Below are 18,849 nucleotides of genomic sequence, written 5' to 3' on the forward strand. Positions count from 1 at the left end.
CCACAAGCCCCTCAGGCTCTCCGGTCCAGCACCTCCAGCACCCGGTCCACATCGGCCTCGGTGTTGTAGAGGTGGCAGGAGATCCGCAGGTTCCCGGCGGGGGCCGAGACCGCGACCCCGGCCCGTGTGAGCTCCGGCTGACGGCCGTCGAGCCCCGGCACGGAGACGATCGCCGACTCCCCGGGGACCACCTTGTGCCCCAGCTCCACCAGCCCCGAGCGCAACCGGGCGGCGAGCGCGGTGGCGTGTGCGTACAGCGCGTCGGTCCCGATCTCCGTGAGCAGCGCGAGGGAGTGCTCGGCCCCGTGGTACGAGAGGAAGGCGGGCGGCTCGTCGAAGCCCCGGGCGCCGGGGGTCACTTGTTCCAGCGGGCCGTAGTTGCTGGTCCAGGGCGCACCGGCGGCGACCCACCCGGCGAAGAGCTTCGGCAGGGTGGCCTGGGCCTCCTCGGTCACGGTGAGGAACGACGTACCGCGCGGGCAGAGCAGGTACTTGAAGCCGCCGGTCACGGTGTAGTCGTACGCCCCGGCGTCCAGCGGGAACCAGCCCGCCGACTGGGTGGCGTCCAGGAGGGTCCGGGCCCCGTGCGCGGCGGCGGCCGCGCGGACGGCGGCGAGGTCGGCGACCCGGCCGTCGGCCGACTGGACCGAGGAGAAGGCGACGAGCGCGGTCGTGGGCCGTACGGCGTCGGCGAGGTCCGCGAGCGGGACGTACCGCATACGCAGGTCGCCGCGGAGCGCGAACGGGCTGACCACGGAGGTGAACTCGCCCTCGGGCGCGAGGACTTCGGCGCCCGCCGGGAGCGAGGCGGCGATCAGCCCGACATGGACGGTGACCGAGCTGCCGGTGGCGACCCGGTCCGGGTGCACCCCGGCGAGCCGGGCGAAGCCGACACGGGCCGCCTCCACCGCGTCGAAGCTGCCCGCGCCGATCCGGCGGCCGACGGCGTTCTCGTCGGCGAGGGCCTTGACGGCGGCGATGGTGCGGCGGGGCAGCAGTCCCCAGCTGGAGGTGTTGAGGTACGTGACCTCCGGCGCGAACTCGGCGGCGGCCACCCGGCTGAGCGGAGAGATCGTCATGGGCCCAGCCTGGGGCCGCCGCACACCATAGTCAATGACCGATTTCTACGTCGCGAACCCAAGGATTCCTTATGGAGACGGGGTTCAGCCGCAGAGGATCGGGGGTTCAGTCGCGCGGGACCTCGCAGGCGCCGTCCGCGTCACAGGCCGCCGCGTCGCCGCCGACGGTGGTCAGCGCGGTGACCGGCCGGTCCTTCCACGCCTGCTCCAGCGCCTGGACGAAGACCTCCGAGGGCTGGCCGCCGGAGATCCCGTACCTCCGGTCGAGCACGAAGAACGGCACCGCACCGGCGCCCAGCTCGGCCGCCTCGCGCTCATCGGTCCGGACGTCGTCCGCGTACGCCTCGGGGTCGGCGAGCACCGCCCGCGCCTCGTCGGCGTCGAGCCCGGCCTCCACGGCGAGGGCGAGCAGGACGTCGTCGTCGAAGACGGACCGCTCCTCGGCGAAGTTGGCCCGGTAGGCGAGGGTCAGCAACTCGTCCTGGCGGCCGCGGGCCTTGGCCAGGTGCAGCAGCCGGTGGATGTCGAAGGTGTTGCCGTGGTCCCGCCCCTCGGTCCGGTAACCGAGCCCCTCGGCCCGCGCGTTGGCCGCCACGTTGGCCTCCATCGCGGCGGCCTCCTCACGGGTCCGCCCGTACTTGGCGGCCAGCATGTCGACGACCTGCTCCCGCTCCCCCTTGGCCCGCCCGGGGTCGAGCTCGAAGGAGCGGTGCACGACCTCGACCTCGTCCCGGTGGGCGAACTCGGCGAGGCCCTTCTCGAAGCGGGCCTTGCCGATGTAGCACCAGGGACAGGCGATGTCGGACCAGATCTCGACGCGCATGACTCTTCTTCTCTCCAGGGATCGCGGACGGGTGCGGAGGGATTCCCCGCAGGCCAGGTCACTGAGTCGAACACCGAACCTGACCAGGTGATTCCCGGGGACCGGCCGTCGGTACCGGAGCGGTTCACCCAGAGGTGGCGCACTTCTCCGGGGGCTCGTCCACCGGGACGATGCGGAGCTTGTTCATGGGCATCTTGAGCGCGCCCTTCTCGGCGGGGTCCCAGAGCACCGCCGTCCCGGCCGCGTCGCCGATCTTCACGTACGGGCGGGAAGGGTGGAACTCCCCGCCGTCGACATGGACGCGGTCGGCCGGGCCGATGGGGCGCACGCACACCCACTGCGGGGCGATGCCGTAGTACGCGTCCACGGCCTGCCGTGATGCCGCCGCCCTCACCGCGTCGTTCCCGGCGCGAGCGGCCGTTTCGAGCCCGAGGCTCCAGACGCCGGTCCACAGCAGAAGCAGGGCGAAGAAGCCCAGCAGGGTGTAGGCGGGCCATCGGTCGCGTACGCACCAGTGGAGATGCTGCAGATACCCGAGCCCGGCCAGGGCGATGAGCCAGAGGTTGACCGCGAGCCCCAGCCTGACCGTCGCGATGAGCTGCCAGAGCCTCGGGATCTCCACGTCCTCCAGGTTCAGGCCGAAAGCATCGAGGTAGAGCGCGTGGAGCCCCAGGCCCAGGGAGGGGAAGAACCCCAGGACGAGCGGCAGCACGGCGGGGAGCAGCCAGGGGGCGACGACCCGCCAGGTCCACTGACGTACCAGCAGGCGGATCCCCGTGAAGACCGCATAACCGGCGGCGACGAGGACGAGACCCAGCGCCCCCGAGGGCCCGCCGGACCCCCCGGAGGCTTCGATCATGGTTCCGAAGGCGGCCATGGCCACGCCGAGCGCCAGGGCCGTCCCCAGGGCGGCCCCGGGCTGGCCGGGCATGATCCGGGTCAGCCAGTGGGCGGCCAGCCCCAGAGCCGCCACCGACACCACACCCAGCACCCACCAGGCCGCGAGGCCCTGCGGCCAGAGGCGGGCGATCAGCGACGACATGATCATGAGGGCCGCCGCGGCGTGGCAGAGCTTGACCATCTCGCGGGTCTCCCGCCGCCGTCGCCCGATCACGGCGCCCGGGTCCGGGTCCGCAGCTCCGATGGACCGGCGGACCGTGACGCGCGGCGAGGGCGCGACCGCGCCCGGCAGCATGCGTGTGGCGAGTTCCTCGGCGCGCGAGCGGGACGGGGCGGAGATATGACGCCCCGTGCGGTAGGGCGCGAGCCGCTCGGCGCACCACCGCCGGACCCGCCTCCGCCACCGCGCCCGGCGCGTCGGAGGGTTCGCCGGAGGGTCATCGGCGGCCGGGCGCTCGTAGGCGAACCAGTCCGGCCGGGCCTCGGGGTCTCTGACCACCAGGTCGGTGACCTCTACGTTGAGATCGAGCTGTAGCTCGTCCCCCACCACCTCGATGCGCTCCCGCGCTCCGCGCCGGGCGTTGACCCGGCTGCCGGGGAAGCGGCATTCCAGCACATAGCGGGTCGTGCGTGCGGTCATCGCCGTGGCGGGGCCACCCTCCTTCTGGAGGACCGGCCACCTTCTCTCCGCCAGCGCCTGCTCGAAGTCGTCGCACTCCGTCGTCGTTCCCAGCAACTCCACCACGGCTATCGCCCGCTGGTCGGACTTCAGTCTCGCCGACACCGGCCGGTCCCCCGTTCTCTCCACGTGCTGTTGGCCGAGTTCAGCCCGGACTCATTCCCGGCGCCCGTCCACCCGGCGGGGCAGGGACAGCGGGTTGGCCTCGCGGAGTTCCGGCGGAAGGAGCGCGTCGGGGGTGTTCTGGTACGTCACCGGGCGCAGCCAGCGTTCGATCGCCGTCGCGCCGACCGAGGTGGAGGGGGAGGTGGCCGCCGGGTAGGGGCCGCCGTGATGCTGGGCCGGGGCGACGGCGACGCCGGTCGGCCAGCCGTTGACCAGGATGCGCCCGGCGAGCGGGGTGAGCGCGGCGAGGAGACCGGCCGCCTCCGGGTCGTCGCCCTCCGTCGCGGTCTGGAGCGTGGCGGTGAGGTTGCCGGGGAGCCGGGCGAGGACGGCGGCGACCTCGTCCCCGGAGCCGTACCGGGCGATCACGGTGACCGGCCCGAAGCACTCCTCCAGGAGCGCGTCGTGCGGGCCCTCGGCGGCCAGGTGGGCGGCCGGTACGGTCAGGAAACCGGCGGAGACCGTGTGCTCACCGGCCGCGCCGGGGGTGACGGGGGCCGCCACGTCCGGGAGCCCGGCCCGTTCGCGTACGCCCGCGAGGAAGGCGTCCCGCATCCGGTGGTCCAGCATCACGCCGGAACCGGCGGAGCTGACCGCCTCGGTGAGGGCCTTCAGCAGCCGGTCGCCCGCGTCGCCGGACGGGGCGAGGACGAAGCCGGGCTTGGTGCAGAACTGGCCGACGCCCAGGGTCATGGAGGCGCCGAGCCCGGCGCCGATCTCCCCGGAGCGCTCGGCGGCTGCCGCCTCGGTGACCACCACCGGGTTGAGCGAGCCGAGTTCGCCGTGGAAGGGGATGGGGGCGGGGCGGGCGGCCGCCGCGTCGAACAGGGCCCGTCCGCCGCGTACCGAGCCGGTGAACCCCGCCGCCGCCACCAGCGGGTGGCGGATCAGCTCGACGCCCGCGTCGAAGCCGTGGACCAGGGTCACGACGTCCTCGGGCAGCCCGGTGCGGGCGGCGGCGCGGCGGAGCACCGAGGCGCAGAGCTCGGAGGTGGCCGGGTGGCCGGGGTGCGCCTTGACCACGACCGGGCAGCCCGCGGCGAGGGCGCTGGCGGTGTCGCCGCCGGGGACGGAGAAGGCGAGCGGGAAGTTGCTCGCCGCGTAGACGGCGACCACCCCGAGCGGGATCTTCCAGCGGCGCAGGTCGGGCCAGGGCGGGGTGCGGGAGCCGTCCTCGTGGTCGATGTGGATGCCGAGGTAGGCGCCCTCCTCGACGACCTCCGCGAAGGCCCTCAACTGGGCTGCTGTGCGCGCGAGTTCCCCGGCGAGCCGGGCCGGTCCGAGGGCGGTCTCCGCGTCGGCGGCCTCGATGATGTGCGGACCGGACTCCTCCAGCAGCTCCGCCGCCGTACGCAGGAACGCGGCGCGCGCCGTGCGGTCGGCCAGGGCGTCCCGTACGGCGTGCGCCGCCCGGACCGCCCGGTCGACCTCCTCGGCGGTGGCCTCCACCGTGACCTGCTCGCGCGGGTTCCCGCTGCGGGGGTCGACGCTCCAGACTGGTGCTGCGCTCACCGTGATCCCTCCCGGTCCCGGAACACCCGTCAGAAGCGTTCGGTATTCTGAACGGAGTTCCTGATCGTGAACATGCTCGGACTCTATTTCCGGGCCTTCCGTGTTGGCAATGGCCCCAGAAGCCGAAGAAGGAGCGTGGGCGATGTCGGTCGCCGAGCCCGGCGGGGCACAGGTCAAGTCCGCGGTGCGGACGGTGGAGCTGCTCGAATACTTCGCGGGCCGCCCCGGCATGCACTCCCTCGCCGCCGTCCAGGAGGCCGTGGGCTACCCCAAGTCCAGCCTCTACATGCTGCTGCGCACGCTGGTGGAGCTCGGCTGGGTGGAGACGGACGCGACGGGCACGCGGTACGGGATCGGGGTGCGCGCCCTGCTGGTGGGCACCTCCTACATCGACGGCGACGAGGTCGTGGCGGCCGCCCGGCCCACCCTGGACCGGCTGGCCGACGACACCACGGAGACCATCCACCTGGCCCGGCTCGACGGGACGAACGTGGTCTACCTCGCCACCCGGCAGTCCCAGCACCATCTGCGCCCCTTCACCCGGGTCGGCCGTCGGCTGCCCGCGCACTCCACCGCGCTCGGCAAGGCGCTGCTGGCCACCCACAGCGACGAGCAGGTCCGCGAGCTGCTCCCCGAGACGCTCCCCGCGCTGACCGAACACACCGTCACCGACCGCGAGAAGCTCATCGAGGAGCTGCGCCTGGTCCGCGAGCAGGGCTATGCGGTGGACCGTGAGGAGAACACCCTCGGCCTGCGCTGCTTCGGGGTGGCGATCCCCTACCGGACGCCCGCCCGCGACGCGGTCAGCTGCTCGGTGCCGGTCGCCCGGCTCACCCCCGGCCACGAGCGGACGGTCACGGACGCCCTGCTGGACGCCCGCGACCGGCTCGCGCTCGCCACCCGGAGGCTCTGAGCCCTCCCGGGCCCTCCCCCGCGCGGCGGAGGCGGATCGTCTCCGGGCAGGACGTACGGGCCCGGTCGGCGCGGAAGCGTGGGTGGCATGACAGCGAACCGGACCTCCGCCCCGCCTCCGGCCTCCCCGCACCGCCCCGGACGGCCGCCGGGGGAAGCCCCGCACCCGTCCCCGTACCGCATCGGCCGTGTCCGGACCGTGGCGCGGGCGCTCGCCGTCGTGGCCTGCGTGCCGTACGTCGGGCTCAAGGCCGCCTGGATGGCGGGCAGCCGGGTCGGCATCCCGGACGGCAGCCCGCTGCTGGACGGCGGCGTCGTGCTGGTCGTCGGGAACGGGGTCACGGTCCTGATGGTTGCCTGCGTCGTCGTCCTCGCCCTGCTGCTCACCCGGCCCTGGGGGCTGCGGGTGCCCGCCTGGCTGCTGGTGGTGCCGATGTGGGTGGCGACCGGTCTGCTGCTGCCGATCCTGACCGCCTACCCGCTCCAGATGGCCGTGCGGCTGCTGGGCGGCGACGGCGGGCCGACATCCGGCGGGGACGGCGGGAGCAGTGGAAGCGGCGGGAGCGGTGGAAGCGGTGGCGATCCGTTCCTCGATCCGTGGGTCTTCGGCGTCGTCTACGGAGGCTTCATCCTCCAGGGGATCACGCTGGGCACCCTCTTCGCGCTGTACGCCCGTGAACGCTGGGGTCACCTCTGGCAGGGCCCGCTCCGGGGCCTGCCCACGACCCCGGCCGCCCCCGCGCTGCGGGTCACCGCCGTGGTCGCCGCCCTGTTCGCCCTGGCCCCCGGGCTCGCTCATCTGCTCTGGGCGGCCGGTTCGACCGCCGGGCTCGACGGGGGACGGGCAGCGGGGCGCACCAGCGACTTCCATGTGCTGGAAGCGGTCAACGCGCTCTTCGTGGCCGCCGCCGTGGCCGGGGTGCTGCTGCTCGCCTTCCGGCGCGGCGGCCGGCTCCCGCTGCGGGTGCCGCTCGTCCTGGCCTGGGCCGGGTCGGCGCAAGTGGCCTGCTGGGGCGGGTGGTTGAGCCTCGCCGCCCTGGTGGGGGCGGGCGACACCGCCGATCAGCCGACGACGGCGATGGTGCTGACCTACGCTGTGCAGATGCTGGTCGGGACGCTCATCGCCACATCGGTCGCGTACTTCTTCGCGGAGCGCGCGGCGGCCTCCACGGCCTCCGACACCCGTTCCGACATCCGTTCCGAGACTCGTTCCGGCACCCGTTCCGGCACCCGCTCGTGAGGCTGCTCGCCCCGACGGCCGGACAGCGGGCGCACACGAAGGCGCTCGCCCCGCTGATCGGACGGCGGGCGCGGCTGCGCTGGCTGCATCTGATCATCGGCGGGGCGCTGCTGATGCCGTACTTCCTGGTCGGCATGGTCCTGGTCGGCCTGGCGGACGGCGGGAAGCAGCCCTTCTCCTCCCTGGCCGCCCAGTTCGCCGCGTTCGCCTGTGCCCTGCCGATGGCGGCGGTCAGCGGCTTCTTCCCGCTCGTCCGGCCGCTCTCCGCGGCCGCCGCCCGGGCCCTGTGCGGGGTGCCGCCCGCGCTGTTCGCGGAGGGGCCCGCCCGCACCCGGCAGGCCCGGGTCCGGACCGCCGCCTGGTTCACGCTGCACCTGGCGCTCGGCGGGATCGTCAGCGGGATCACGCTGGCCCTGCCACCGTTCGCCGTCGCGGTGATGGTGCTGCCGTTCTCGGCGGCGCTGCGCGAGTCCTGGCCGGTGGCCGGGAGCGGTGTACTGGCAGAGCCGTGGGCCCTGGCCCTCGCTCCGCTCGCCGGGCTCGCGATGCTGGGGGCGATGGCGGCGGTCGCGGCGGCGGCCGGGGAGCTGCTGGCCCGGCGGGCGCCGGTGCTGCTGGGGCCGACGCCCGAGGACCGGCTCGCCGCCGCCGAGCGCCGGGCCGCCGACCTGGCCGTACGCAACCGGCTCGCCCGGGAGCTGCACGATTCGGTGGGCCACGCCCTGAGCGCGGTGACCCTCCAGGCGGGGGCGGCCCGGCGGGTCCTGGACCGCGATCCGGAGTTCGTCCGCCGGGCGCTGACCGCGATCGAGGAGACGACGCGGCGGACGGTCGGCGAGCTGGACTCGGTGGTGGGGCTGTTGCGGCAGGACGACGACGAGGAAGAGCCGGACAGCGGCGGGAGCGCGTACGGTCCCGGGCTCGACGCGCTCGGCGGGCTGCTGGAGCACTGCGGGGTGCCGGTGGCGTACGAGCGGGAGGGCGACCCGGACGGCGTGGAGCCGGTGGTCTCGCGCGAGGCGTACCGCATCGTGCAGGAAGGGCTCAGCAACGCCCTGCGGCACGGCGGGGGCGGTCCGACCCCGGTGCGGCTGCTGATCGCGGTACGGGAGAGGGAGCTGGAGATCGTGATGGAGAACCCGTTGGGCGGGCGGCCCGCCGTGGTGCGCCCCGGGGGCGGCCGGGGGCTGCGCGGTATCGCGGAGCGGGCGGCCCTGCTGGGCGGCCGGAGCGAGGCGGGGCCGTACGGTGCCACCTGGCGGCTGACCGCCCGGCTGCCGCTGACGGCCCACCGCGGGAAGCGGCCGTGAACCGCCCGCCGGTCCGGGTCGTGGTCGCGGACGACGAGGAGATGGTGCGTACGGCGCTGCGCGCGATCCTGGACGCCGAGGAGGGCATCGAGGTGGCGGGCGAGGCCGCCACCGGGGCGGAGGCCGTCTCCGTGGTGCGCGCCCTGCGGCCCGATGTGGTGCTGATGGACGTACGGATGCCGGAGATCGACGGCATCCGGGCCACCGAGCAGATCCTCGCCACCCTGGCGGACCCGCCGCGCATCGTCGTGGTGACGACCTTCGAGAACGACGCGTACGTGTACGAGGCCCTGCACGCCGGAGCCGCCGGGTTCCTGCTGAAGCGGTCGGCGGCCGAGGAGCTGGTGCAGGCGGTACGGCTGGTGGCGTGCGGCGACTCGCTCCTGTATCCGGCGGCGGTCCGCACCCTGGCCGCCGAGCACGCCGGGCGGCAGGAGACCTCCGCCCCGGCGTGGGTGGCGCGGCTGACCGGGCGGGAGGCGGACGTGCTGCGGCTGATGGCGGCGGGGCTGACCAACGCGGAGATCGCGGGGCGGCTCGCGGTGGGTCCGGCGACAGTGAAGACACATGTGGCGGCGGTCCTGGCGAAGACCGGCGCCCGGGACCGTACACAGGCGGTCATCGCGGCGTACGAGTCCGGCTTCATCACCCCGGGCTGAGCTCCGGGCCGAGCACCGGCCCGACGGCTTCACACCCTGGTGGGCCGGGTGAGAAATCGGTGAGAAGCGGCACAACCGGGAACGGCCCCGGCTCCCCCGCTCGTCCCTCCAGCGGGATGAACAAGACAATCAGGCGCGCTTCGGTCTTCTGTCTGCTCATGGTCCTCGCCCTGCTGGTGCGGGCGACCTGGGTGCAGGGCTACGAGGCCAAGGCGCTCGCGGACGACGAGCACAACCGGCGGAACACCATCGCGCAGTACGCGCATCCGCTCGGGGACATCATCGTGGCCGGTTCACCGGTCACCGGATCGAAGGGGACCAGTGGCGGCGACCTCCGGTACAAGAGGACCTACACACAGGGCGAGCTCTACGCGGCCGTCACGGGCTACAGCTCGCAGGCGTACGGGGCGACCCAGCTCGAAGGCATCTACAGCGACGTCCTGGACGGCACGGACGACCGGCTGAAGAACCCGGCGGACCTGATCACCGGCAGGCAGGCCACCCCGGGCAACGTCCTCACCACCATCGACCCGGGCGTCCAGAAGGCGGCGTACGAGGCGCTCGGCGACGACAAGGGCGCGGCGGTGGCCATCGACCCGAAGACCGGCCGCATCCTCGGCATGGTCTCCACCCCCTCGTACGATCCCTCCACCATCAGCGGTACGGGCGACGGCGACGCCTGGAAGAAGCTGCTGGACGACAAGGAGAAGCCGCTGGTCAACCGGGCGCTGCGGCAGCCGCTGGCGCCGGGTTCCACGTTCAAGCTGGTGGTCGCGGCGGCGGCGCTGGAGAACGGGCTGTACGGGTCGGTCGACGAGGCCACCGACAGCCCCGACCCGTACACCCTCCCCGGCACCCGCACCATCCTCCGCAACGAGAACGCCTCCGCCCCCTGCGCGGACGCGACCCTGCGCACCGCCCTCCGGTACTCCTGCAACAACGTCTTCGCCAAGGTGGCCGCCGACCTCGGCCAGGACAAGGTGAAGGAGATGGCGGACGCGTTCGGGTTCGACACCGAGAAGCTGGACGTCCCGGTGCGGGCCGCCGAGAGCGTCTACCCGACCGGTATGGACGAGGCGCAGACGGCGCTGACGGGCATCGGCCAGTTCGAGGTCACCGCGACCCCGCTCCAGATGGCGATGGTCACCGCGGCCCTCGCCAACGGCGGTGAGCTGGCCGCGCCGCACATGGTGTCGTCGGTGACGGACGGGGACGGCTCCCCGCTGGAGGAGACCGAGGACGGGGACACGAAGCGGGTGGTGAAGGAGTCCACCGCCGAGCAGATCCGCAGCGCGATGGTGACCGTCGTCGAGGAGGGCACCGGCACCAACGCGAGGATCGCCGGGGCCGAGGTCGGCGGGAAGACGGGGACCGCGCAGAACGGCGTGGACAACAGCAACACCCCGTACGCGTGGTTCACCTCGTACGCCAAGGACGACAGCAGCGGCAAGGAGGTCGCCGTCGCGGTGATCGTCGAGGACTCCGGCTCGGCGCGCTCCGAGGTCAGCGGCAACGGCCTGGCGGCGCCGATCGCCCAGAAGATGATGAAGGCGGCGCTGGAACGGTGAGCCTGGCACTCCGGAACCTCTAACTTAGGTTACCCTTGCCTTACTTGGCGCCCCGGACGGTCCCGGGGCGCCAACGTACAGACGTGCGGACGTGCGGGAGGTACGGCAATGGGTCCGGTGGAGCACGGCACGGGGCCCGGCGCCGACGCCCCCGTACACAGCCAGGGCGAGGCGGGCCGGGCCCGTACCCGCGACGGGCGGGAGCTGTACTACCAGCGGCTGCCGGGGCCGGCGGGAGCGGTGGACCGGCCCACCGTGGTCTTCGAGGGCGGGCTCGCCGCCGGGCGTTCGTACTGGGCGGGGGTCCAGGCCGCGCTGGCCGATGTCGCGCCGACGGTGGTGTACGACCGCAGCGGGCTCGGCCGCAGCCCGGCCGCCCCGCCCGGGGTCTCCCGTCGGCTGCACGCGCTCGCCGACGACCTGGGCGATCTGCTGGACCACCTCGGCCCCGCGGGTCCCTACCTCCTGGTCGGCCACAGCTGGGGCGGCCCCCTGGTGCGGCTGGCCGCCGCCGCTCGGCCCGCGCGGGTGGCCGGGCTGGTCCTCGTGGACCCCGCCGACGAGGCGTGCGACCTGCTGTTCGAGCCCTTGATGCGACGGACCGAGCGGGTCGGGCAGTGGGTGACGGTGGGACTGGCCCGGCTGGGGCTGCTGGGCCGCGCCTACCGCTCGCTCACCGCCGCCCTGCCGCCCGACGCCGCCGCCGACCTGCGGGCCGAGGCGTACACGGTCGCCATGACCCGCACCCGGGGCCGTGAGCTGGAGGACGCGGCGGGCGACCTGCGGGCGCTGCTGAAGAGCCCGCCGGGACTCGCGGGGCTGCCGGTGACCGTGGTGTCGGCGGGGCGGACGTCGGTGGGTATGCCGGAGTCCGTACGGAGGCGGGCGACGGTCTCGCACGCGTACCGGGCCCGGCAGTCGCCGCACGGCCGACATGTGGTGCTGCCGGAGGCGGACCACCTGGTGCTGACCACCTCGGCGGCGGAACTCGCGGAGGAGATAAGGCGGTTGGCGGTCGGCACCACCAGTTGACGCACCCCGCCTCCGTAGCGCCGACCGCGCACCCAACCCCGTACACCCATGGGCGCAAGGCCCGCGGCCGCGGACCCGGGTCCGCGGCCGACCGCGCACCCGACCCCGCACGGCCGACCGGCCGCTACCGCGCCCCGCCCGCGAACGGGATCTCCGTGGCGCCGCCCGGCCGCACCGGTCCCGCCGGGTGCGTCCACAGTCCGGTCTCGGCCAGCCGGGGCAGTACGCCCTCGCCGAACCAGTACGCCTCCTCCAGGTGCGGGTAGCCGGAGAGCACGAACTCGTCGATGCCCAGCGCGTGGTACTCCCTGATCCGGTCCGCGACCTCCGCGTGGCTGCCGACCAGCGCCGTGCCCGCGCCGCCCCGGACGAGGCCGATGCCCGCCCACAGGTTGGGGTGGATCTCCAGACCGTCCCGGCCGCCGCCGTGCAGCTCCAGCATCCGCCGCTGGCCCTCGGACTCGCTGCGCGCCAGCCCCTCCTGGACCGAGCGGACGGTCTCCGGGTCGAAGCCGGACAGCAGCCGGTCCGCCTCGGCCCAGGCGGCCTCGGAGGTGTCCCGGGTGATCACGTGCAGCCGGATGCCGAACCGTACGGTACGGCCCTGCTCGGCGGCGAGAGACCGGATCCAGGCGATCTTCTCCGCGACCTGGGCGGGCGGTTCGCCCCAGGTGAGGTAGACGTCCGCGTGGCGGGCGGCGACCTGACCGGCGGCCGGGGAGGAGCCGCCGAAGTAGACCTCCGGTACGGGGTCGGGGAGCTGGGTGAGCCGGGCCTGCTCGACATGCAGGTGGTCACCGTCCAGGTCGACGGTCTTGCCGTCCCACAACGACCGGACGATCTCCAGGAATTCACCGGTCCGGGCATAGCGGGCGTCCTTGTCCAGGAAGTCCCCGTAGGCGCGCTGCTCATGGCTCTCGCCGCCGGTGACGACGTTCAGCAGCAGCCGTCCGCCGGTCTGCCGCTGATAGGTGGAGGCCATCTGGGCGGCCAGCGTCGGCGAGACGAAACCGGGGCGGAAGGCGACCAGGAACTTCAGCCGCTCGGTGTGCTGGCTGACCATCGCGGTGGTCAGCCAGGCGTCCTCGCACCAGGCCCCGGTGGGGGTGAGCACCCCGGTGAAGCCGACGTCCTCGGCGGCGCGGGCTATCTGGGCGAGGTAGCGGACCGTCGGCGGGCGGTCGCCCCCGGCCGCCGTGACCGGGGTTCCATGGCCGCCGCCGACGACATGGCGGCTGTCGCCGTTGGTGGGCAGGAACCAGTGGAAGGTCAGGGACATCGTTTCTCCGAAGGGGGATGGTGAGTCAGAGGAGGCCGTGGCGGGGCGGGCGGGTGCCGTTGAGGACGTACCGCCCGATGTGCTGGATCTTCCAGCGCGCGGGGTCGTGCAGGGTGTGGGTGCGGGCGTCGCGCCAGTGCCGGTGCAGGTTGAGGCTGTCGAGGGCGGCGCGTGTGCCGGAGACCTCGAAGAGCGCGTCCGCGATCTCCAGCGCCGCGCTCCCGGCGTACGCCTTCGCCGCCGCGACCGCGATCGACGCCTCGGCCGCGCTGTCGTCGTCGAGGGCAGCGCGTGCCGCGTCCACAGCGTGTGCGGCGGTGGCCAGCAGGGCGTCGGCGGCCCTGCGGCGGAGGTCGAGTTCGCCGAAGCGCTGGATGAGGAGGGGGTCCTCGGCGGCGGTGTCGTGCCCGCTCTCGAACCAGGGCCGGCTTCGGGTCCGTACGAAGTCGACGGCTTCCGCCAACGCCCCGGCCGCGATCCCGGCGTCGATGGCGGTGTGCAGCAACTGGGCGATCGCGCCGTGAAGTTGGGGGCCGATGAAGGTGAGGTGGTGCGGGACGACATGGGCTGCCGGGACCCGCACGGACTCCAGGCGGACCGTGCCGCTCGCGGTCGTCCGCTGGCCCATGCCGTCCCAGTCGTCGGTCACGGTGAGGCCGGGGGCGTCGGCGGGGACGTACGCGACATGGAGCAGCTCGTCCTCGGCGCGGGCGAGGACGGGGATCCAGTCGGCGAAGAGGGCTCCGGTGGAGTAGTTCTTCACTCCGGTCAGGAGGTACGAGCCGTCGTCGGCGGGCACCAGCCGGGTGCGGATGTCCTGGAGGTGCTTGGTCCCGGCCTCGGACTGGGCGTTGCCGAAGCGGCGGCCGCCCAGCACCTCCGCGAAGAAGAACGCCCGCTGCTCCGAAGTGCCTTGCTGCCGAAGGACGTTGACGTACGCGAAGTGGCTCTGCGGGATCTGGGCCAGGCTCGCGTCGGCGGAGGCGAGCCGCCGGAAGACCTCCGCGAGGGTGGCGGCGGAGACATCGGCCCCGCCGTGCTCGGCCGGGACGGTGACGGCGAGGAGGCCGGTGGCGGTGAGCCGGTCCAGCTCGGCCCGGGGCAGCTCGCGGCGGGCGTCCCGCCCGGAGGCTCCCGGGCGGAACTCGTCGGCCAGTTCGGCGGCGGTGCGCAGCGCCTCGGCGTCGTCGCGGATCACCCGCGCGGTGAGGGGTGGTCGTCGTCGGGTCGGCGCGGTCACGGGGCCTGCCTCCAAAGGGGTTACGAGGGCCTGTCGGGGTCAGCGAGTGGCGGGGACGGGCACGGTCCGGTCCAGGGCGGCGGCGAACTGGGCGACGACCTGGTCGAGCGGGGCGGCGGAGGCCGGATCGAGGACCACTCCCCCGTCCTCGCCCGTCGCGATGTGCCGGTCCAGGACGAACCAGCCCGGGACGATGTGCGCGGCCCCCATCGACGAGAGCACCGGGCGCAGGGCGTAGTCGAGGGCCAGGACATGGGCGGTGGTGCCGCCGGTGGCCAGTGGGAGGACGGTCTTGCCGGTCAGCGCGTACTGGGGCAGCAGGTCCAGGAGCGTCTTGAGGAGGCCGGAGTAGGCGGCCTTGTAGACGGGGGTGCCGATGACGATGCCGTCGGCGCGGGCGAACAGCTCGGTGGCGCGGACGATCTCGGGGTGCGCGAAGTCGGCGCCGAGAAGGGCCTCGGCGGGCAGCGTACGGACGTCGAGCGGTATCACCTCGTGGCCCTGGGCGCTCAGGTCGACGTCGAGGTGGCGCAGCAGCCGGGCGGTGCGGGAGGTGGCGGAGGGGCTGCCGGAGACCGACAGGACGGTGGCCATGGGGACCTCGTTTCTGGGCCGGGGACGGTGGTGGTGGTTCGTCCCCGGCCCGGCGGGGGTGGGTCAGGAGTACCAGGTGGGTTCGGGGAGTTCACCGGTCAGGACGTGGCGCCCGACCTCGCGGCGCTTGTAGGCGACCGGGTCGTGCAGGGTGTGGGTGCGGACGTTGCGCCAGAAGCGGTCCAGCCCCTCGGACGAGGCGGTGGAGCGGGCTCCGGTGACCTCGAAGATGCGGCTGGTGACCTCCAGGGCCACATCGGTGGCGCGGGCCTTGGCCGCGGCGACCCGGACCTCGAACGCGGCGCGGGACTGCTCGGTCACCTCGTCGGGGGCGTCGTGCAGTTTCTGCCCCTCGGCGGCCACGGCGTCGGCCAGCGCCTCGACGGCCCAGAGCTTGGCGGTCAGGTCGCCGTACGTGTCGATGACGTACGGCTCGTCGACGGCTTGCTCGTACCCGCCGTGCAGCCAGGAGCGGGTCTTCGTACGGGTGTAGGTCGCGGCGGTCTCCAGGGCTCCGGCGGCGATGCCCAGGTAGAAGCTGATGAACACCAGCTGGATCGTCGGCACGTTGAGGGTGTTGTAGACGCGGGGCCGGAACTCCTTGTCCACGTATCCGGCGGCCGAGGCCCACGGGGTGCGGACGCCGTCGATGGTGACGCCGCCGCTCTCGGTGAGGCGCTGGCCGATGTTGTCCCAGTCGTCGTGGAAGGTCAGCCCCTCGCTGTCGGAGGGCACGATGGCGAAGATGTGCTGGTCGGTGCCCTCCAGGACGCCTTCGAGGACGGTGACGTCGGAGACCTTGCTGCCGGTGGAGAAGGTCTTGGCCCCGGTGAAGACGAGGTCGTCGCCGTCCTCGGTGACCACGACGTCGGTGTCGCGCGGGTTGACCGCGCCGCCGAAGAACCAGGTCTGCCGGACCGCCTCGGCCTCGACGTGCTCCCACTGCTCGCGGGTGCCGACGAGGCGGGCGGCCCAGTTCCAGAGGTAGTGGTAGCCGAGGAGCTGTCCGATGGAGCCGTCGGCCTTGGCGACCTCGCGGATCACCCGGTACGCGGTCGTCCACTCCTGGCCCCCGCCGCCGTGGGCGGCCGGGCCGAGCAGGGTGACGAGTCCGGACTCCTTGAGCAGCTGGATCTCGGTGTACGGGGTGGCGCCCGCCTTGTCGCGGGCGGCGGCGTCGATGGCGAGGATCGCGGCGACCTCGGCCGCGCGCTCGATCCATGCCTGGGGGCTGTCGGGGGCCGGGAGGGTCTTCCACCGGGTGGGCGCTGCGGTGCTCATGGTGAACCTTTCGCGAGCTGTCGGGAGGAGGCGGGGCGGGTGGAGCTAGAGGGCGTCGGCCTCCAGCTCGCGGACCAGCGGCAGCACGTGCTTGCCGAAGTACTCGACCTCCTCGTGGTAGTGGAGGAAGCCGAGGAGCAGCAGGTCGACGCCGAGGCGCTTGTAGGCGACGATCCGCTCCGCCACCTGTTCCGGGGTGCCGATGAGCCCCGTACGGAAGCCGTCGTTGTACTGGACGAGGTCCTCGAAGGAGGAGTCCTGCCACATGCCCTTGCCGTCCGCCGTGGAGCGCCCGGCCTGCTTGACGGCCGAGCCGAAGCCCTGGACGGCCTCCTTGTCGGCCTTGGCGACGATCTCGCGGAGGGTGTCGCGGGCCTCGGCCTCGGTGTCGCGGGCGATGAGGAAGCCGTTGAGGCCGAAGCGGGGCGGGGTGCGGCCGACGCTCTCGGCTGAGGCCCGGACGTCCTCGATCTGTTCGGTGACGCCGTCGAAGTCCTTCCCGTTGGAGAAGTACCAGTCGGAGACGCGTCCGGCCATCTGCCGGGCGGCGGTGGAGTTGCCGCCCTGGAAGATCTCCGGGTGCGGGCGCTCCGGCGAGGCGATCGGCCTGGGCTTCAGGGTGAAGTCCCGGATGCGGTAGAAGTCCCCGGCGAGTTCGGCGTGGTCCTCGGTCCAGACGGCGCGCAGGGCCCGGATGAACTCCTCGGAGCGGCGGTAGCGCTCGTCGTGCTCCAGCCAGGGTTCGCCGAGCGCGGTGAACTCGTCCTTGAACCAGCCGCTGACCACGTTGACGGCGAAGCGCCCGTTGCTCAGATGGTCGGCGGTGGCGCCGAGTTTGGCGAGGACGCCGGGGTGCCAGAGGCCGGGGTGGACGGCGGCGATGACCTTCAGCCGCTGGGTGGCGAGCAGCAGGGCGAGGCTGAAGGAGGTGGACTCGTGCTGGTACTCGGCGCCGTAGCTGGCCATGTAGCGGACCTGGCTGAGCGCGTAGTCGAAGCCGTTGCTCTCGGCGAGGACGGCGAGTTCGCGGTTGTAGTCGTACCCCCAGTCGGTGCGCTGCTCGATGGTGCTGGTGACGAGGCCGCCGCTGACGTTGGGCACCCAGTACGCGAAGCGGACCGGGTCGGCGGAGGGCGGAGTGGGCATGCGGTTCTCCCGAAACAGGAAGGGCGGGGCGCGCTCCCGGGGCGTGCGGGGGGAGCGCGAAGAAGGCGGGATGGTTACGGCCGTGGGCACGGCGGGGCGGCCCCGGTGATCGAGAAACCCGATCAGGGCGCGGGGCGCGAGGAGGGCGTGCGACGGCGTACGGGGGTATACGCAGGAGCGCGAAGGAGGGGGGCTCTCCTCAGACTTCGCGACAACAGAAGGCGCTGGAAACGCGGCCGAGGTCGATGTGGCGGCGACGGGTCAGGCAGCGCACATCCCTCTCCTTTCGCGTTCCGCGGCGGCCACCCGGTGGTCCGGGGGCGCCTTCGGGTTCCAGAGTAAGGTGCCGCGACGCTCCAGGTCGAGAAGGCATCGGCGAGGGAGCGATAGGGTTCCCCTTCCACCGCCTCCGGCCGAGAGGAATGACGATGCGCATCGAACAGCTGGAGTACATCGAGGCCGTCACCCGGCTCGGGTCCCTCCGCCGGGCGGCGGAGGAACTGCACCTGTCCCAGCCCGCGTTGAGCGAGACCGTACGGAACCTGGAGCGCGAGCTCGGGGTGGCCGTGCTGGACCGGAAGCGGTCGGGGGCGACGATCAGCGACGCCGGGCGCGAGCTGCTGCCGCACATCATCGGGGTGCTGGACGCGGTCGACCGGTTGCGCCGGGCCGCCGACGAGCAGCACCGGACCAGCCGTACGGTCAGGCTCGGCACGGTGTTCGCGGCGACGGTCCCCCTTCTCGTACCGGCGATCCGGGAGTTCCACGCGCTGCACTCGGCCACCGAGGTGGAGGTGATCGCGGCCCAGCAGTCGGTGATCCACCGCTCCCTGCTGGAGGGCGGTGTCGATCTCGGCCTGGTGAACTACCTGGAGGGCGACGACCTGGCGCCCGATCTGCACACCACCGAGCTGCTCCGGGGCCGCCCGGTCGTCTGCCTGCGCCCGGACAGCCCGCTGGCCGCGCTGGCGGAGGTGGGGGTGGACGACCTGCTGAGCGAGCCGCTGATCGTGATGCGGTCCGGCTATCTGATGCACCGCTTCACCCACCGGCTGCTGAAGGGCCGGGTGCCCTCGTTCTCGTACTCCGCCGACGGCGCGGAGATGGGCAAGCTGATGGTGGCGGAGGGGCTGGGGGTCACCGTGCTGCCGGACTACAGCGTCATCGGGGACCCGCTGGAGCGCACGGGCGCGATCACCGCACGCCCGCTGCGGGACGACACGACCACGGTGCTCCTGGTGGTGCAGCGCAGCCGCTCGGGCTCGGTCACCCGGGCCGCGCGCGACCTGCACCGGATCTTCGTGGAGCGCGCGGAGGCGCACCGTACGAAGGACTCCTAGGGCCTGTCGTCAAACTGCCGTCGTCGCCCGAAGGGCGGCCGCGCGGCGCATGGTGCGTGCGATCGCAAGGCGCCGGAATGGTCTCGTAGC

General features: G+C 73.4%; 16 protein-coding genes. 7 read left to right on the top strand and 9 right to left on the bottom strand.

Annotation, left to right across the window (positions count from 1 at the left end):
* Positions 1-11: 11 nt before the first annotated feature.
* The 4 genes from ACFW9Z_RS32225 to ACFW9Z_RS32240 all read right to left on the bottom strand — a co-directional run bounded on the left by ACFW9Z_RS32225 (position 12) and on the right by ACFW9Z_RS32240 (position 5,158).
* Positions 12-1,079, bottom strand: a complete 1,068-nt coding sequence (locus ACFW9Z_RS32225) for an aminotransferase class V-fold PLP-dependent enzyme (RefSeq protein WP_384646378.1) — start codon at positions 1,077-1,079, stop codon at positions 12-14.
* Positions 1,080-1,185: 106 nt separating this feature from the next.
* Entirely contained in the window at positions 1,186-1,902 is a 717-nt protein-coding gene (locus tag ACFW9Z_RS32230) for a DsbA family oxidoreductase (RefSeq protein ID WP_384646379.1), read from the bottom strand.
* Between the two features lie 124 nt (positions 1,903-2,026).
* Entirely contained in the window at positions 2,027-3,586 is a 1,560-nt protein-coding gene (locus ACFW9Z_RS32235; protein WP_384646381.1) for a hypothetical protein, read from the bottom strand.
* A gap of 51 nt (positions 3,587-3,637) precedes the next feature.
* Positions 3,638-5,158 (bottom strand): aldehyde dehydrogenase (NADP(+)), encoded by a 1,521-nt coding sequence (locus ACFW9Z_RS32240; protein WP_384646383.1) that lies wholly within the window; start codon positions 5,156-5,158, stop codon positions 3,638-3,640.
* A gap of 142 nt (positions 5,159-5,300) precedes the next feature.
* Between ACFW9Z_RS32240 and ACFW9Z_RS32245 the strand changes: the two genes are divergently transcribed.
* The 6 genes from ACFW9Z_RS32245 (at position 5,301) to ACFW9Z_RS32270 (ending at position 11,879) form a co-directional block, all read left to right on the top strand.
* Positions 5,301-6,071, top strand: a complete 771-nt coding sequence (locus ACFW9Z_RS32245) for an IclR family transcriptional regulator (RefSeq protein WP_384646386.1) — start codon at positions 5,301-5,303, stop codon at positions 6,069-6,071.
* 87 nt (positions 6,072-6,158) lie between these two features.
* The gene (locus tag ACFW9Z_RS32250; RefSeq protein ID WP_384646388.1) at positions 6,159-7,310 is read left to right on the top strand and encodes a hypothetical protein; all 1,152 of its coding nucleotides are present in this window, start codon (positions 6,159-6,161) and stop codon (positions 7,308-7,310) included.
* Complete coding sequence (locus tag ACFW9Z_RS32255) at positions 7,307-8,620, top strand: sensor histidine kinase (protein WP_384646390.1); 1,314 nt, start codon at positions 7,307-7,309, stop codon at positions 8,618-8,620. Before ACFW9Z_RS32250 ends, ACFW9Z_RS32255 begins: the two co-directional genes overlap by 4 nt.
* Positions 8,617-9,279: a response regulator gene (locus ACFW9Z_RS32260; RefSeq protein WP_384646392.1), complete on the top strand. Its 663-nt coding sequence runs from the start codon at positions 8,617-8,619 to the stop codon at positions 9,277-9,279. The genes ACFW9Z_RS32255 and ACFW9Z_RS32260 overlap by 4 nt, the downstream gene beginning before the upstream one ends.
* 116 nt (positions 9,280-9,395) lie before the next feature.
* The gene (locus ACFW9Z_RS32265; protein ID WP_384646394.1) at positions 9,396-10,847 is read left to right on the top strand and encodes a peptidoglycan D,D-transpeptidase FtsI family protein; all 1,452 of its coding nucleotides are present in this window, start codon (positions 9,396-9,398) and stop codon (positions 10,845-10,847) included.
* 108 nt (positions 10,848-10,955) lie between these two features.
* Complete coding sequence (locus ACFW9Z_RS32270) at positions 10,956-11,879, top strand: alpha/beta fold hydrolase (protein ID WP_384646396.1); 924 nt, start codon at positions 10,956-10,958, stop codon at positions 11,877-11,879.
* Between the two features lie 124 nt (positions 11,880-12,003).
* Here the strand turns inward: ACFW9Z_RS32270 and ACFW9Z_RS32275 are convergent, their stop codons facing one another.
* From ACFW9Z_RS32275 to sfnG, 5 genes are all read right to left on the bottom strand, one after another.
* The gene (locus ACFW9Z_RS32275; RefSeq protein WP_384646398.1) at positions 12,004-13,158 is read right to left on the bottom strand and encodes an LLM class flavin-dependent oxidoreductase; all 1,155 of its coding nucleotides are present in this window, start codon (positions 13,156-13,158) and stop codon (positions 12,004-12,006) included.
* Between the two features lie 25 nt (positions 13,159-13,183).
* Positions 13,184-14,356, bottom strand: a complete 1,173-nt coding sequence (locus ACFW9Z_RS32280; RefSeq protein WP_384646416.1) for an SfnB family sulfur acquisition oxidoreductase — start codon at positions 14,354-14,356, stop codon at positions 13,184-13,186.
* An 81-nt stretch (positions 14,357-14,437) separates the two neighbouring features.
* Positions 14,438-14,992 carry an NADPH-dependent FMN reductase gene (gene ssuE / locus ACFW9Z_RS32285; protein ID WP_384646400.1) on the bottom strand — a complete coding sequence of 185 codons (555 nt, stop codon included), beginning with the start codon at positions 14,990-14,992 and terminating at the stop codon, positions 14,438-14,440.
* A 63-nt stretch (positions 14,993-15,055) separates the two neighbouring features.
* Entirely contained in the window at positions 15,056-16,273 is a 1,218-nt protein-coding gene (locus ACFW9Z_RS32290; protein ID WP_384646402.1) for an acyl-CoA dehydrogenase family protein, read from the bottom strand.
* Positions 16,274-16,318: 45 nt separating this feature from the next.
* Positions 16,319-17,419, bottom strand: a complete 1,101-nt coding sequence (gene sfnG, locus ACFW9Z_RS32295) for a dimethylsulfone monooxygenase SfnG (protein WP_384646404.1) — start codon at positions 17,417-17,419, stop codon at positions 16,319-16,321.
* A gap of 428 nt (positions 17,420-17,847) precedes the next feature.
* Here sfnG and ACFW9Z_RS32300 point away from each other — a divergent pair, with 428 nt between their 5' ends.
* Positions 17,848-18,759, top strand: coding sequence for a LysR family transcriptional regulator (locus ACFW9Z_RS32300; protein WP_384646406.1), 912 nt, complete (start codon positions 17,848-17,850; stop codon positions 18,757-18,759).
* Positions 18,760-18,849: the final 90 nt, after the last annotated feature.

Origin of the sequence: Streptomyces sp. NPDC059452 (assembly GCF_042750035.1) — a bacterium.
Lineage (GTDB): Bacteria > Actinomycetota > Actinomycetes > Streptomycetales > Streptomycetaceae > Streptomyces.